Origin of the sequence: Streptomyces incarnatus, from assembly GCF_001027185.1 — a bacterium.
GTDB classification, from domain to species: Bacteria; Actinomycetota; Actinomycetes; order Streptomycetales; family Streptomycetaceae; genus Streptomyces; species Streptomyces puniciscabiei.
The window spans coordinates 7,982,485-7,995,920 of record NZ_CP011497.1; the positions used below are offsets into that span (position 1 = coordinate 7,982,485).

Sequence of the window (13,436 nt, forward strand, 5' to 3'; positions counted from 1 at the left end):
CCATGTGTCTGGCAGTGCCCGGAAAGGTCGTGTCCATCGACCGCGGCGCCGATCCCCTGACCGGACTGATCGACTTCGGCGGAGTGCGCAAACAGGCGTGCCTGGAGTACCTGCCCGACGTCCGGGTGGGGGAGTACGTCATCGTCCACGTCGGCTTCGCCCTGCAGCGCCTGGACGAGGAGTCGGCCCGGGCGTCCCTGGAGCTGTTCGAGCAACTGGGGCTGCTGGAGGAGGAGTTCGGGGACGCCTGGGAGCAGGCGGCCCGGCAGGAGAGCGGGAGTGAGGCCCGGTGAAGTACATCGACGAGTTCAACGACCCGGAGCTGGCGGGCCGGCTGCTGGACGAGATCCGCGCCACGGCCACCCGGCCGTGGGCGCTGATGGAGGTCTGCGGCGGTCAGACCCATTCCATCATCCGCCACGGCATCGACCAACTCCTGCCGGAGGAGGTCGAGTTGATCCACGGCCCCGGCTGCCCGGTGTGCGTCACGCCGCTCGACGTCATCGACAAGGCGCTGGAGATCGCCGCCCGGCCCGAGGTGATCTTCTGTTCCTTCGGCGACATGCTGCGCGTGCCCGGCACCGACCGCGACCTGTTCCGGGTCAAGGGCGAGGGCGGCGACGTGCGCGTGGTGTACTCCCCGCTGGACGCCCTCGACCTCGCCCGCCGGAACCCGGACCGCCAGGTCGTGTTCTTCGCGATCGGCTTCGAGACGACCGCACCGGCCAACGCCATGGCCGTCCACCAGGCCCGCCGCCTGGGCATCGGCAACTTCAGCCTGCTGGTCTCCCACGTCCGGGTCCCGCCCGCGATCGAGGCCATCATGACGGCACCGGAATGCCGGGTGCAGGGCTTCCTCGCCGCCGGACACGTGTGCAGCGTCATGGGCACCGCCGAGTACCCCGGACTGGCGGACCGGCACCGGGTGCCGATCGTCGTGACCGGCTTCGAGCCGCTGGACATCCTCGAGGGCATCCGCCGCGCCGTCCACCAGCTGGAGCGCGGCGAGCACCGGGTGGAGAACGCCTATCCGCGTGCCGTGCGCGAGCAGGGCAACCCGGCGGCCCTGCGCATGCTGGAGGAGGTCTTCGAGGTCACCGACCGCAACTGGCGCGGCATCGGACGCATCCCGGCCAGCGGCTGGCGGCTGTCCGACGCCTACCGTGCCTTCGACGCCGAACACCGCTTCGACGTCACCGGCATCCGCACCGAGGAGCCCGCCGTGTGCCGCGCCGGGGAGGTGCTGCAGGGGCTGATCAAGCCGACCGAGTGCGAGGCCTTCGGCACGGCCTGCACCCCGCGCACCCCGCTGGGCGCCACCATGGTCTCCAGCGAGGGCGCCTGCGCGGCCTACTACCTGTACCGCCGGATGAACACCCCGGAGATGAACCCCGTTGGCTGACCTGACCACCGAAGCCGCGGTCGACCCCGCGAACTGGACCTGCCCCGCACCCCTGCGCGACCAGCCGGTCGTCGTCATGGGCCACGGCGGAGGCGGCGCCCTGTCCGCCGAGCTGATCGAGCAGGTCTTCGCCCCCGCCTACGGCAACCCCACCCTGGCCGCCCTCACCGACTCGGCCGTCCTCGACCTGGGCGGCGCCCGGCTGGCCTTCTCCACCGACTCCTACGTCGTACGGCCGCTGTTCTTCCCCGGCGGCAGCCTCGGCGACCTCGCCGTCAACGGCACGGTGAACGACCTGGCGATGAGCGGCGCCCGGCCCGCCTACCTGTCCACCGCCTTCGTGCTGGAGGAGGGCGTGGCCCTGGACGTCGTCGGCCGGGTCGCGCGGGCCATCGGTACGGCGGCCGAGGCCGCGGGCGTCACCGTCGCCACCGGCGACACCAAGGTGGTCGAGTCCGGGCACGGTGACGGCGTCTACGTCACCACCGCCGGCGTCGGCCTCGTCCCCGACGGCGTCGACATCCGCCCCCAGCGCGCCCGGCCGGGTGACGCCGTGCTCGTCAGCGGACCCATCGGGCTGCACGGCGTGGCCATCATGAGCGTCCGCGAGGGCCTGGAGTTCGGTGTGGAGATCGCCTCCGACACCGCGCCCCTGGCGGACCTCGTCGCGGCCATGCTGGCGGTCACGCGGGACATCCACGTCCTGCGCGACCCGACCCGGGGCGGCCTGGGCGCGTCCCTGAACGAGATCGCCCGCGCCTCCGGCACCGGAGTGCGGCTGCGGGAGCGGGCCGTCCCGGTCCCGGACGAGGTCGTGAACGCCTGCGGGTTCCTCGGGCTGGACCCCCTGTACGTCGCCAACGAGGGCCGGCTGGTCGCCTTCGTGCCCCCGGCCCACGCGGAGGCCGTCCTGGCGGCGATGCGGGCACACCCGCAGGGCACCGGCGCGGCTCTGATCGGCGAGTGCGTGGCGGAGCACCCGGGCATGGTGGTCGTCGCCACCGGTCTGGGCGGCACCCGGGTGGTGGACCTGCCGCTGGGGGAGCAGCTGCCCCGCATCTGCTGAGCGGACCCGGCCCGGCCCCGCCGTCAGCGCGGGGCCGGGACCGTCTCGACCTGGGTGATCTCCAGCTCCCGCCCGCTGCGCAGCTCCTGCGAGGGCCGGTCGCAGCGCGGGCACCAGAAGAACGGCGGCATGCCCACCGCGAACTCCTCGGCGCACGGCGCGCAGTAGGCGTGCGCCGTGACCGGCTCGACGACCAGCTCGGCCGCGGCCAGCGCCGTACCCTCCCGGGCCACCTCGAAGGCGAAGTGCAGCGCGTCGGGCACGACGCCCGCCAGCTCGCCCACGCGGACGGTCACCGCCGAGACGGCGTCCGCGCCGTCCGCCCGGGCGAGCTCGCCGGCCTGCTCCACGATCGCGGTCGCGATCGACAGCTCGTGCACGGCCGGCTCAGGGGTACCGGCGGCGGGCCCGCAGGCCACCCGTCATCCGGTAGATGCGCAACTCACGTACGATCCCCGGGAGTTCCTTGACGAACAGGGTCAGGGCCAGGCCGCCGATCATGGCCCCCTGCGCGACGAGCAGCTGACGTCCGGACACCCCGGCCCGTACGGTGGTCCTTCTTCGCATACCAGCCTCCATGGCGATCTCTTCCTGCTGTCTCATCCCGGCGAGATGTTCGGCATGTCCTTCACCAGGGCGTCATGCCGCTTCCAGTGGATACCGGTGGAGCGGCGCGCGTCGGAGCTGCCGTCCTTGTGGTGTCCGGTCTGGTGCTTGTACGGGCCTTTGTTGCCCTGGTGCAGTCCGGGCACGTGGCTCGGGGTGTCGGGCTTCGCCTGGGGGCGGCCCACTCGGATGCTGCCCATGTCGGTTCTCCTTCCGGGTCCTCAGGACCGCTCGGTCAGCTCCCTGAAGAACTGTTCTACGGCCGGCCAGACCCGGCCGCCACCGGACAGGCCCCGCCACTCGTGGCGGACCAGGGCGATCATCCGGTAGCAGTCGTCGACCGGCACGATCCAGTGCTCGTCGAGGCCCCGCACGGTGTTCACCAACAGCGCCTCCACATCGGGTGCCACGGTGGCGAGCTGCGGAACCGTGGCGGCCAGCCGCCGCCAGGCCGCCGCGTCCACCTCCCACCGCATGGCCCCGGCCGGGCTCGGCCCCTGCGCGGTGACCGAGCCGTCGGAGCGCGGCACGAAGAACACCAGACCCACCGGGACGCCCAGCACCGCCGTGTCGACCGGCGGCAGCCGCAGCCGGCGCCGGGGCACGAGCCGGTAGCGGCCCTCGCCCGCCCCGTCGTCGGCGAACAGCACCGAGCAGGGTCCGCACACGCACCGCACCTCTGCGGCGCCCGTGTCGTACAGGTGCGGATGGCCGACGGCCAGGCGGGCGGCGCACAGCTCGCAGAGCTCGGCCTCGGCCGTCGCCGCACGGTCGGCCGCGGAGCGGATGACCCGGGCGAGGGCGCCGTCCACCCTCACCGCACTTCCTCGGGCACGGTCCGGCGCCTGATCGTGCTCAGCGGTACGAACGCGGGCGCCGGCTTCCGCTCGGCGGCGTCCGGCACCGTCTCCACCGAAGTCAGCTCCGGAGCGACGGCCAGCACCGCGTCCCGGACCGCTTCGACGATCTCCGCCGAGCCGCCGCCGCACCCGGATCCGCACCCGCCGCCGGAGGCCAGCCGCACCCGCGCCACCTGCCCGTCGACACCGGCCCACGCCAGGTCACCGCCGCGCTCGCGCACCGCCGGCCGCAGCTTCTCCACCGCGCGGGCGGCCCTGCGCTCAGCGGGCTCGGGGTGGATGTCGTGCAGGACCAGGAGGTGCCCGAGCAGCTCGTCGTCGGCGAGCCGCTCGCGCAGCCGCTCGTCCGCGCCGTCCAGCACGCGGGCGAGCGCCTCGCCGTAGACCTCGGTCAGCAGCCGCACCGCCTCGAGCGCCGGGCCGGGTGCCGGTTCCAGCCCTGCCAGCACCTCGTCGAGACGGGCGAGCCGCGCTTCCACCGCCGGGTCGGGCAGCCGTACGGCGGTGTCAGCCATGGTTCGCCCCGTACGTGGGCGAGTGCACGGTGGTCAGGGTCCTGCCCTTGCCCATGTACATGTGGACACCGCACGGCAGACAGGGGTCGAAGCTGCGCACGGTGCGCATGATGTCGACGCCCTTGAAGTCGTCGGGGCCGTTCTCCTCGAAGATCGGCTGGCCCTGGACGGCGTCCTCGTACGGGCCGGGCGTGCCGTAGATGTCGCGGGGGCTGGCGTTCCACGGTGTCGGTGGGTACGGGTGGTAATTGGCGATCTTCTTGTCCCGGATCACCAGGTGATGGGAGAGGACCCCGCGCACCGCCTCGTGGAAGCCGCAGCCGATCGACTCGTCCGGCACCTCGAAGTTCTCGTACACCTTGGTGTCGCCGTTCCTGAGCATGCCCATGGCCTCCTCCAGGAACTGCAGGGCCATGGCGGCGGCGTAGGCGATGAAGTACGGGCGGGCGCGGTCCCGTTCCAGGGTGTTGCTCCATTGGGGGATGCGCCACTCAAGGGTGGTCTCCGGCAGCTTCTCGCCCTTGGGCAGGGTGATGCGGATGCCGCCGCCGGTCGTCTTGACGTACGGCGTGTCCACCAGGCCGCTCAGCGCGGTGGACCACAGCCGGGCCAGCGGGCCGCCTCCGGTGTCGAGCGCGAGGTGCTCACCGGTCTCGGGCTGGTACCAGCGCGGGCTCATCACCCAGCTGTAGTTGCCGTCGAAGTCCCGCTTCTGCGGCACCGGCACCGTGGTCTGGTTCCACGGGTGGCGCATGTCGACGGGGTTGCCCAGCGGGTCGTGGGTGACGAACGGGTCCTCGTTCACCCAGTCCTCGTAGAAGGAACTGCCCAGCATGATGCGCAGCCCGAGGTTGATGTCGATCAGGTTGTTGGTGACCAGCTTGCCGTCCACGATGACGCCGGGGGTGACGTACATCGCCCGGCCCCACTCGTTCATCGTCGCGTAGCGGTAGTCGACGACGTCGGGGTTCTGGAAGGCGCCCCAGCAGCCCAGCAGGATCCGGCGCCTGCCGACCTCCTCGTAGCCGGGCAGGGCCTCGTAGAAGAAGTCGAAGACGTCGTCGTTCATCGCCACCGCCTTCTTGATGAAGTCGATGACGCGCATCAGGCGGCTGAGGTAGTCGGTGAAGGTGTTCGGCTGCGGCATCGTGCCGACGCCGCCCGGGTACATCGTGGAGGGGTGCACATGCCGCCCCTCCATCAGGCAGAACATCTCCCGGGTGATCCGGCTGACCTTCAGCGCCTCCTTGTAGACCTCGCCCTCGAAGGGGTTGAAGGCCTTCATGATGTCGGCGATGGTCCGGTAGCCGTGGACGTCCCCGCGGGGTGCGTCGGTGCGCTCGGCGCGGGCCAGGACACCGGGGTTGGTGGCCTTGACCATGGCCTCGCAGAAGTCCACGAAGACCAGGTTGTCCTGGAAGATCGTGTGGTCGAAGATGTACTCCGCCGCCTCGCCGAGGTTGGTGATGTGCTCGGCCAGCTTCGGCGGTTTGACGCCGTAGGCCATCTGCTGGGCGTAGTTGGAGCAGGTGGTGTGGTTGTCGCCGCAGATCCCGCAGATGCGCGAGGTGATGAAACCGGCGTCACGCGGGTCCTTGCCCTTCATGAACACCGAATAGCCGCGGAAGAGTGACGAGGTGCTGTGGCACTCGACGACCTCCTGGTTGGCGAAGTCGATCTTCGTGTAGATGCCCAGGTTGCCGATGATCCGGGTGATCGGATCCCAGGACATGTCGACGATCTGGGCGGGTTTGCGCTCCGTGGGCCGGGACTCGGTGGTGGTCATCTGCGGTACTGCCCCTCGCTGTTGGGGTCGGGCGGAACGGTGGCGGGACGGGCACGGACGGCGTCAGGCACGCCAGTGCGGGTCGTAACCGCTGGTCAGCTTGCGTTTGTTGTGGCGCCACTTGGGCTCGTGGTTCACCACGTCGTTGGTCAGGCCGCGCAGTCGGCGGACGACGGCTCCGTACGGCTTGACGAGCATGGTCGACAGCGTGCCGCCCGGGGGTTCGTCCATGAACGGCATGAACGCGTCGGGGAAGCTGGGCATCGTGCAGCCGATGCAGATCCCGCCGACGTTGGGGCAGCCGCCGATGCCGGCCATCCAGCCGCGCTTGGGCACGTTGCAGTTGACGACCGGCCCCCAGCAGCCCACTTTCACCTGGCACTTGGGGGAGTTGTAGTCCCTCGCGAAGTCGGCCTGCTCGTAGTACGCGGCCCGGTCGCAGCCCTCGTGCACGGTCTTCCCGAACAGCCACTGCGGGCGCAGCATGTGGTCCAGCGGCGGCGGGGGAGCGGCGCCGGCGGCGTGCTGGAGGACCCAGACGAGGGTCTCCATGAAGTTCTCCGGCTGGATGGGACAGCCGGGGACATTGACGACCGGGAGTCCCGACCGGGCCTTGAACTCCCAGCCCAGGTAGTCCGCGAGGCCCATGCAGCCGGTCGGGTTGCCGGCCATGGCGTGGATGCCGCCGAACGTGGCACAGGTCCCTGCGGCCACCACCGCCCAGGCCCTGGGCGCGAGCTGGTCGATCCACCAGTTCAGGGTCTGCGGCTCGCCGGTGTCGGGGTCGTTGCCGAACGACGTCCAGTAGCCGTCGCCCTGAATGATGTTCTGGTTCGGGATCGAACCCTCGATGACGAGGATGAACGGCTCCAGCTCGCCCCGCGCCGCGGCACGGTACGGAGCGAGGAAGTCCTCGCCGCCCAGGCTCGGTGAGAGCACCTTGTTGACGAGGTTGACCTTCGGCAGGCCCGGGATGAGGCCCAGTACGACGTCCTCGATGGACGGCTGGCCGGCGGCGGTCAGCGACACCGTGTCGCCGTCGCAGCTCATGCCCTCCGAGATCCAGAGGATGGTGATCTCGTCGAATCCCTTCCGCGCCTCGGCCCTGCTGGGCTCGCCGCGGACATCGGTGGTACCGCTCTGTGTGGTCATCGCTGCGGCCTCCGTCGCTGCCGGTCTCGGGGTCGGTCGTAGGGGACGGCCGGGACCACGGCGGTCCGGGCCTGGGGGCGGCCAGGGCGTGCCTCAGGGGCATCCATCGCACCGTCCCTCCTCCGGCCGTTCGGCCGGACGCGGGGGCCGCGGGAACTGCGGCCGGGCCGATCGCACCGGGCCCGGATCGGACACGTCCGCGTGGCCGAGCGGTTCCACCTCGTCGGGCCGGAAGTAGTGGAAACGGCCGTACCAGCCGTGCAGTTCGGCGGCAGGATCGTCGTCGACCGTGACCGCCAGGTGCACGCTGCCGTCCACGTCGTGGCGGACGGCGGCGACCTGCGCGGTCCGTCCCTGGAGGAACATGTCCTGGGCGTCGGAGCCCCGGACGCGCGGACGCAGCCGGACCCGGCTGCCGCCACTCACGGGTACGCCGTCCACCAGCACCGGTTCGGTCGCCGGGGACAGTCCGTCGTCGCCGCCCTCCTGCCACCAGGCGGGCCGCCCGGCGCCGGACGGGGTCTGAGCCGAAGTCAGGGACCGGATGGCGCCGTGCAGCCGGGCGAAGACCTCCGGGGGCATGTTCTCGACCCGGTCGAGGATCTGCGCCGCCCGTGGATCGGTGGCCCGGGCCTCCGTCTTCTCCTCGTCGGTCAGCAGCATCGTGCGCAGGGTGAGGATCTCGTCGATCTCCGCCGCGTCGTGCAGATCGCCCGGGCTCTCCGGCGCCACCTGGGGCCAGTCCGGCAGGATGATCGGAGCGGACAGCATGACGGCACCCGTCGTGCCCTGCTGGGGCGGGCCGGCGAGCACCGGGAACGTGAACGCGTTCCGGCAGCCCCGCGCGTGCTGCGCCAGACCGGCGGGCGGATCGATCAGCGAGGCGAACTCCAGGCCGTCCCCGCCGACGAGGGTGTGTGTGGCGAGCAGCGCGTGCCGCAGGGCCTCGGTGCGCGGGGCCCCCGGGTCGGCCGTCACGCCGGTGTTCTCGGTGCGCACCCGCAACCGGAACAGCTCCGGCGCGAGCGGTTCGGCCACGACGGTCGTCACGGCCCGCACCTCCCCGCGCCGCCGTACCGTCCGCCCGGTCCCGTCCGGCAGAGCCTCGGCCTCCGTGCCGGCGTCCGCACCCACCCGGGCGGTACGCCCGCCGTCCAGCAGTTCCCGCAGCGGCAGCACCAGGTCGGTCTCCCGGGGCACCGCCTCCGCGAACGACAGATGCGTCGTGCCGTCGGGCGTCCGCAACGACTCGACCGGACGGTACCGTCCGTCCGGGCCGGCCGCCTCGACCTGCTTGTCCTGCATCTGCAGACAGCGCACCCGCACCCGTACGACCGCGTCGGCGCGCGGTGTGCGCAGCAGGCACTCGGTCTGCTGGTACCAGGAGTCCGCGGAGCCGGAGAGCCCCGGTGTGACCGGCCCGTCCCGCTCCACCCAGTCGCGCGGCAGCAGCACGCCGAACTGCCAGCGGACCCGGTTCTTCGGCGAGGACCGGCGGTACGGGTAGAGCAGGTATCCCTCGTAGAGCACGGCGTCCGCGACCGCACCGACCTGTGCGAAGGCGTCGGCGGCCCGGCCGTACGGCACCTCGGCACCGCGGCCGTCCAGCACGGCCGCGCGCACCGCTGCGCCCTCGCCGGTTCCTTCGGGCATGCCGCCTCCTCATCGCAGGGCTCCTGCGCGCACTCCTTCCACCACGGTCACACCGGTCACGGCCCCTCGCTCCTCCGGCGCACCCCGATTGCGCCGGGCGGGGGACGACACGCGTCCGAGAGGGCCTCAGGGGCACACGACATGTCCGGCACCGGCCCCGGTGTCGACCGTCACCCCCGTCGCGCGAGGTCCAGGCAGCAGCGGACGAAGTCCTGTACGGCATCGGTGCGGTCGTCGGCCGGTGCCCAGGCCACGCCCACCCGCGTCGGGCTCACTCCCGTGACCGGCCGGTACACCACGCCGGGGCGGGAGTAGAACCGCGCGGCGGACTCGGGGGCGAGGGCGATGCCGTACCCGTTGGCGATGGCGCTCAGCCAGTCGTCGGGGTGCTCGGTGACCGCGCCGACGCGGACCGGCCGGCCCTCGCGCTCGTCGGCGGCCAGCCAGTGGTCGCGCCAGGCGCCGGTCTCCTCCGGCGCGGCGACGAACGGCTCGTCCCACAGCTCGCGGAAGGCGATCTCGGCACGTTCCGCGAGCGGATGCCCGCTCGGCAGCGCCACCCACCGCGCCTCGCTGAACAGCACCTCCACCCGCAGGGCGTCCTGGCCCGGGAAGGGCAGGCGCAGCAGTGCCGCGTCCACCTCGCCGGCGGCCAGTCCCGCGCTCGGGTTCGACCAGGCCGCCTGCCGCAGTTCAACGCGCCAGCCGGGCCGCCGCCGGGCGAACTCGGCGACGATCTCCGGTGTCGATTCGTTGGCCGCGCTCGCCAGGAACCCCACGCGCAGGACCCGCGCGGCCTGCCGGCCGGCCGCCTCCGCGGCGCGCAGCGCGTCGTCCCAGGAGGCGAGCACCACCGGGACCCGGCGTGCGAGTTCCCGGCCCGCCTCGGTGAGCGCCATGCCGGCGCGCGAGCGCTCGAAGAGCCGTACGCCGAGCGTGTTCTCCAACTGCCGGATCTGCTTGGTCAGGGCCGGCTGGGACACGAACACGCGCTCGGCGGCACGGGTGAGGCTGCCGTCCTCGGCGACGGCGAGGAAGGAACGCAGCAGACGCGTGTCGACATCCATTCCTTCAGGTTATAGATGCTGGTATTGGACGTCATGGCGGCCTGCCGGTGAGGGTGGAGCCATGGACATCGTCTCTGTGACCGTCATCTGCGTGGCCGTCCTCGCCAACGTGGGCATCGCGGCGGCCGACCTCGCGAAGGCGCCGTTCGTGCTCGCCAACTCGGCAGAGGTCGGCGTGCCGTCCGCCTGGATCCCCACCCTGGCCCTGCTGAAGGCGGCCGGAGCGGCCGGGCTGCTCCTCGGGCTGCTCGGTGTGCGCCCGCTGGGCATCGCGGCCGCCGTCGGCCTGGTGCTGTTCTACGCCGGGGCGGTGATCGCCCATGTCCGGGCGCGGGTGTTCCACACCATCGGCTTCCCGGGCCTGTTCCTCGCCCTGGCGGCGGGAACACTCGCACTGACGGCCACCCGGTGACCGGCGGGCGGCCGTGTCACGGGAACCGTTCCCGGGCGGCGATGTCACGGCAACCGTTCCCCGGCGGCGATGTCACGGCAGCCGTTCCAGGGCGACCAGGGCGGCGTCGTCGCCGAGGTCGCCGTGGACGTGGTGCAGGAGGTCGCGGCGGAGGGCGGTCACCTCCGGCGGCGTAGCGGGTGGCGGCGGAGACCGTGGCCACGACCGTCGTCTCCACGATGAGGACGGCGGCGACGGCGCCCGCGTAGGGGGCGGAGATGTGCAGCAGCCGCGCGCAGATCTGCCAGGTCAGACCCGCCGCGACGGTGGCGCGCGCGGCCTCGGCGCCGCCGGCCCGTCCGATCCGCGCCCCGAGCGCGGACAGCGGTGAACTGTGCATGCCTCGTCCGTCCCCTTTCCCTCCGGTCCGTCGGATCGCGTCGGATTTCGTCGCATTTCGTTGGTCGGGCACGGCCGCCCAGGATAATCGGACAAATGGGGCGTGAGGCAAATAAGGAATTTGTAGAGATGCCTCGTGGTGTGCCTTATACGTGGGCTGTTCAAGTCTCAATGAATTTCGCCCTGTTCGAGCCTCTGCCGGGCCGCTCCCCGGACCCGTAAACTGCGGGTCCGCAGCCATGGGGGCGCTGGTGACGGGGGGAGCGAGCATGTCCGGGAGTCCGTACGGTCCGAGCCAGGGGTACGCGGGGCCACCGCTGCCGCCCATGCCGTCGAGCCCGCCACCCGCGCCCCCCGACGCCTGGCGTGCCGCCGCCGTCGCCCTGCTGAACCTGAGCGGTCTCGGCCTCGGATACGCGCTGCTGCGGCGCTGGGTGCTCATGGCCGCGTGCTGGACGGCGACCGCCGTACTGCTGCTCGTGGCGCTGCCCGCCGACGCCGACGGCATCCCGGCCGCCGCGGTCGTCTGCTACGCCGTACTCCTGCTGCTCGCCGTCCTCCATGGCGGGATCGCCGGGCTGCGCACCCGGCTCGCCTGGCCGCCCAGGGTCCCGCTCGCCCTGCTGCTGGGCGTGCTGCTCCTCGCCGTGCCGGCCGGTGGCACGGTCTGGTACCGGAACGCCCACGACGAGGCCGTGGAACAGGCGCTCCTCGGCCGCCTCGACAAGGCCGACCAGCTGGTGGCGACGAGCGGCCGTCGGTCGTTCACCTCGGCCGAGCCGGACTACCGCTCGGCGCTGGAGGTCTACCGCGACCTCGCGGAGCACCACTCCGCCTCCCGCGCGGCCCGACGGCTCCCCGACAGCCTGCGGACCTACTACACGACCGTCGGCGCTCCGTACGGCCATCAGCGGTACTGCGACGCCATCGAGCCGCTCAAGTACCTGCGCACGGTGCCCGGCACCATGCCGAAGGACCAGCTCGGATCGCTGGCCGGCTGGCCCGACGACCGGCTCGCGACCTCCCTGTACGAGTGCGGATCCCAGCGCCTCACGGCCGGCGGGACGGACTGGGACACGCGCTTCGGCGACCTGCTGAACACCTTCCCGCGGTCAGCGGCGGCCACCAAGGTGCCGTCCGCCGTCGACGCGGCCGTGCAGCGTGCGGAGAAGGCCGTCGGCGGAAGCGAACCCTGCACGGCGGTGGCGCAGTTGCGCGACCTGGACACCCGGATCGGCGGACTGGCCAAGTCCTCGGGTGACACGGACGGCACGCTGAACAAGTCCGCCGACCGCGCCGGGAGGAGCGGCGACGCGGGGGAGTACGCCTGTGGAGTCGACCAGTACAAGCAGGGCGACTTCGACGCCGCCCAGAAGACCATGGAGCAGTTCGTCTCCGGCAACAAGAACGACAGGAACCGGGCCCGCGCCCAGAAGATCGCCATAGCCGCCGAGGTCGCCCAGACCCTCCCGAAGGCCGGCAAGAAGCTGCCCACCACCGCCTCCGGCGGCAGCATCTCCGTCACGGTGAAGAACGACAGCCCGCACGACATCACCGTGCTCTACACCGGCCCGGTGACGGGCAGTTTCACCCTCAGGGGCTGCAGTGGCTGCAAGGCGTACACGTTCGCCGACACCCTGATGACCGGTTTCAAGCCGTGCAGCGGCGGCAAGGACTACCCGCAGCGCACCATCAGCCTCCCGGCGGGCACCACCTACTTCGTGCACAAGCCGAACGGCACCGGCGGCACCGCGACCCCGGCCTCCGACACGGCCCAGCTGCGGCCCGGCTACATCTACACGGAGTGCGCCTACACGACCCAGTCGTTCGGGTCCGGTATCTGACGGGCGGCCGGGGTCGCGCCGGTCAGTGCTCCTGCCCGCGGAGCACCACTCCCGCCCGGCCGGCGCCCCCCCGCGCCCGGAGGCGGCTCGTCAACGGTGCTGCCGCCGAACTGGCGCCGAGGGGCGATGAGTTGACGGCGACTCTGTGCCGCCGGTGGCCAGTGTGGCAGACACCGGTTGCCGCGGCGGATCCGGCAGTTCAGCCGGCCCCGTTGTCGACGCGCATCCGCACCTGCTCCTCCAGGCGCCGCAGACTGTGGTCCAGCGCGTTGAACACCGCCTCCTGGCCCGGGTCGTGACCGGGGTCGAAGAACGACAGGTGCACGGTCACCTCGCTGGCCCCGGTGCCGATGCCGGACACCTGGAGCCAGCCGGTGTAGCTGCCCTGTTCCCGGGTGCCCCACTCCAGGCGCATCTGCTCGGGCTGGGCCCGCAGCAGGGCGGCCATGTCCTGGCCGGACCGGTCCTCGTGCACCGTGACCGCGGGCGGCTCCTCGGCCTCCACGTGCAGGGCGTCCGGGAGCCAGGCGTCGAGCTGGCCGAGGTTGGCCGCCTGGTCGAAGACCTGCTCGGGCTGTGCGGGCATCGTGCGGGACCATTCGTACTCGCTCATGGTGATACCGCCCTCCGCTCGGAAGTCCTGACCCCGACCGCGTGCCCCTTCCGCGGTGACCGAAAAGCCCGCCCGCCCCCCT

Annotated in this window: 15 protein-coding genes; 5 read left to right on the forward strand and 10 right to left on the reverse strand. The window is 72.1% G+C overall.

Annotated elements, in window-relative coordinates:
* Positions 1-2 precede the first annotated feature (2 nt).
* Genes ABB07_RS36425 through hypE form a run of 3 tightly spaced genes read left to right on the forward strand, consistent with a single transcriptional unit; the run spans position 3 to position 2,468 of the window.
* Positions 3-293: a HypC/HybG/HupF family hydrogenase formation chaperone gene (locus ABB07_RS36425; protein WP_208902706.1), complete on the forward strand. Its 291-nt coding sequence runs from the start codon at positions 3-5 to the stop codon at positions 291-293.
* The gene (gene hypD, locus ABB07_RS36430) at positions 290-1,402 is read left to right on the forward strand and encodes a hydrogenase formation protein HypD (protein ID WP_208902707.1); all 1,113 of its coding nucleotides are present in this window, start codon (positions 290-292) and stop codon (positions 1,400-1,402) included. Before ABB07_RS36425 ends, hypD begins: the two co-directional genes overlap by 4 nt.
* On the forward strand, positions 1,395-2,468 hold the full coding sequence (gene hypE, locus ABB07_RS36435) for a hydrogenase expression/formation protein HypE (protein WP_279617411.1): 1,074 nt from the start codon (positions 1,395-1,397) through the stop codon (positions 2,466-2,468). The genes hypD and hypE overlap by 8 nt, the downstream gene beginning before the upstream one ends.
* Before the next feature lie 23 nt (positions 2,469-2,491).
* Here hypE and hypA read toward each other — a convergent pair whose 3' ends face one another.
* From hypA to ABB07_RS36480, 9 genes are all read right to left on the reverse strand, one after another.
* The gene (gene hypA, locus ABB07_RS36440; RefSeq protein WP_208902708.1) at positions 2,492-2,848 is read right to left on the reverse strand and encodes a hydrogenase maturation nickel metallochaperone HypA; all 357 of its coding nucleotides are present in this window, start codon (positions 2,846-2,848) and stop codon (positions 2,492-2,494) included.
* Positions 2,849-2,855: 7 nt separating this feature from the next.
* Positions 2,856-3,071, reverse strand: a complete 216-nt coding sequence (locus ABB07_RS36445; protein ID WP_244189640.1) for a hypothetical protein — start codon at positions 3,069-3,071, stop codon at positions 2,856-2,858.
* A complete protein-coding gene (locus tag ABB07_RS36450) occupies positions 3,068-3,274 on the reverse strand; it encodes a hypothetical protein (RefSeq protein WP_055704988.1) in 207 nt (68 codons plus the stop codon). The genes ABB07_RS36445 and ABB07_RS36450 overlap by 4 nt, the downstream gene beginning before the upstream one ends.
* Positions 3,275-3,295: 21 nt before the next feature.
* Positions 3,296-3,892 carry a DUF5947 family protein gene (locus ABB07_RS36455; RefSeq protein WP_208902709.1) on the reverse strand — a complete coding sequence of 199 codons (597 nt, stop codon included), beginning with the start codon at positions 3,890-3,892 and terminating at the stop codon, positions 3,296-3,298.
* Positions 3,889-4,449 (reverse strand): NifU family protein, encoded by a 561-nt coding sequence (locus ABB07_RS36460; RefSeq protein ID WP_208902710.1) that lies wholly within the window; start codon positions 4,447-4,449, stop codon positions 3,889-3,891. The genes ABB07_RS36455 and ABB07_RS36460 overlap by 4 nt, the downstream gene beginning before the upstream one ends.
* Positions 4,442-6,235: a nickel-dependent hydrogenase large subunit gene (locus ABB07_RS36465; protein ID WP_208902711.1), complete on the reverse strand. Its 1,794-nt coding sequence runs from the start codon at positions 6,233-6,235 to the stop codon at positions 4,442-4,444. The genes ABB07_RS36460 and ABB07_RS36465 overlap by 8 nt, the downstream gene beginning before the upstream one ends.
* A gap of 63 nt (positions 6,236-6,298) precedes the next feature.
* Positions 6,299-7,387 carry an NADH-quinone oxidoreductase subunit B family protein gene (locus ABB07_RS36470; RefSeq protein WP_208902712.1) on the reverse strand — a complete coding sequence of 363 codons (1,089 nt, stop codon included), beginning with the start codon at positions 7,385-7,387 and terminating at the stop codon, positions 6,299-6,301.
* 93 nt (positions 7,388-7,480) lie between these two features.
* Positions 7,481-9,040, reverse strand: coding sequence for a hypothetical protein (locus tag ABB07_RS36475; RefSeq protein WP_244189641.1), 1,560 nt, complete (start codon positions 9,038-9,040; stop codon positions 7,481-7,483).
* A gap of 170 nt (positions 9,041-9,210) precedes the next feature.
* Entirely contained in the window at positions 9,211-10,107 is an 897-nt protein-coding gene (locus ABB07_RS36480; protein WP_208902713.1) for a LysR family transcriptional regulator, read from the reverse strand.
* 61 nt (positions 10,108-10,168) lie between these two features.
* Between ABB07_RS36480 and ABB07_RS36485 the strand changes: the two genes are divergently transcribed.
* Both ABB07_RS36485 and ABB07_RS36490 read left to right on the forward strand, forming a co-directional pair.
* Complete coding sequence (locus tag ABB07_RS36485) at positions 10,169-10,519, forward strand: DoxX family protein (protein WP_208902714.1); 351 nt, start codon at positions 10,169-10,171, stop codon at positions 10,517-10,519.
* A 647-nt stretch (positions 10,520-11,166) separates the two neighbouring features.
* Positions 11,167-12,741 (forward strand): hypothetical protein, encoded by a 1,575-nt coding sequence (locus ABB07_RS36490; RefSeq protein WP_208902715.1) that lies wholly within the window; start codon positions 11,167-11,169, stop codon positions 12,739-12,741.
* Between the two features lie 199 nt (positions 12,742-12,940).
* On the opposite strand, the gene ABB07_RS36495 is transcribed toward ABB07_RS36490, so the two are convergent.
* Positions 12,941-13,354, reverse strand: coding sequence for an SRPBCC family protein (locus ABB07_RS36495; protein WP_208902716.1), 414 nt, complete (start codon positions 13,352-13,354; stop codon positions 12,941-12,943).
* Positions 13,355-13,436 lie beyond the last annotated feature (82 nt).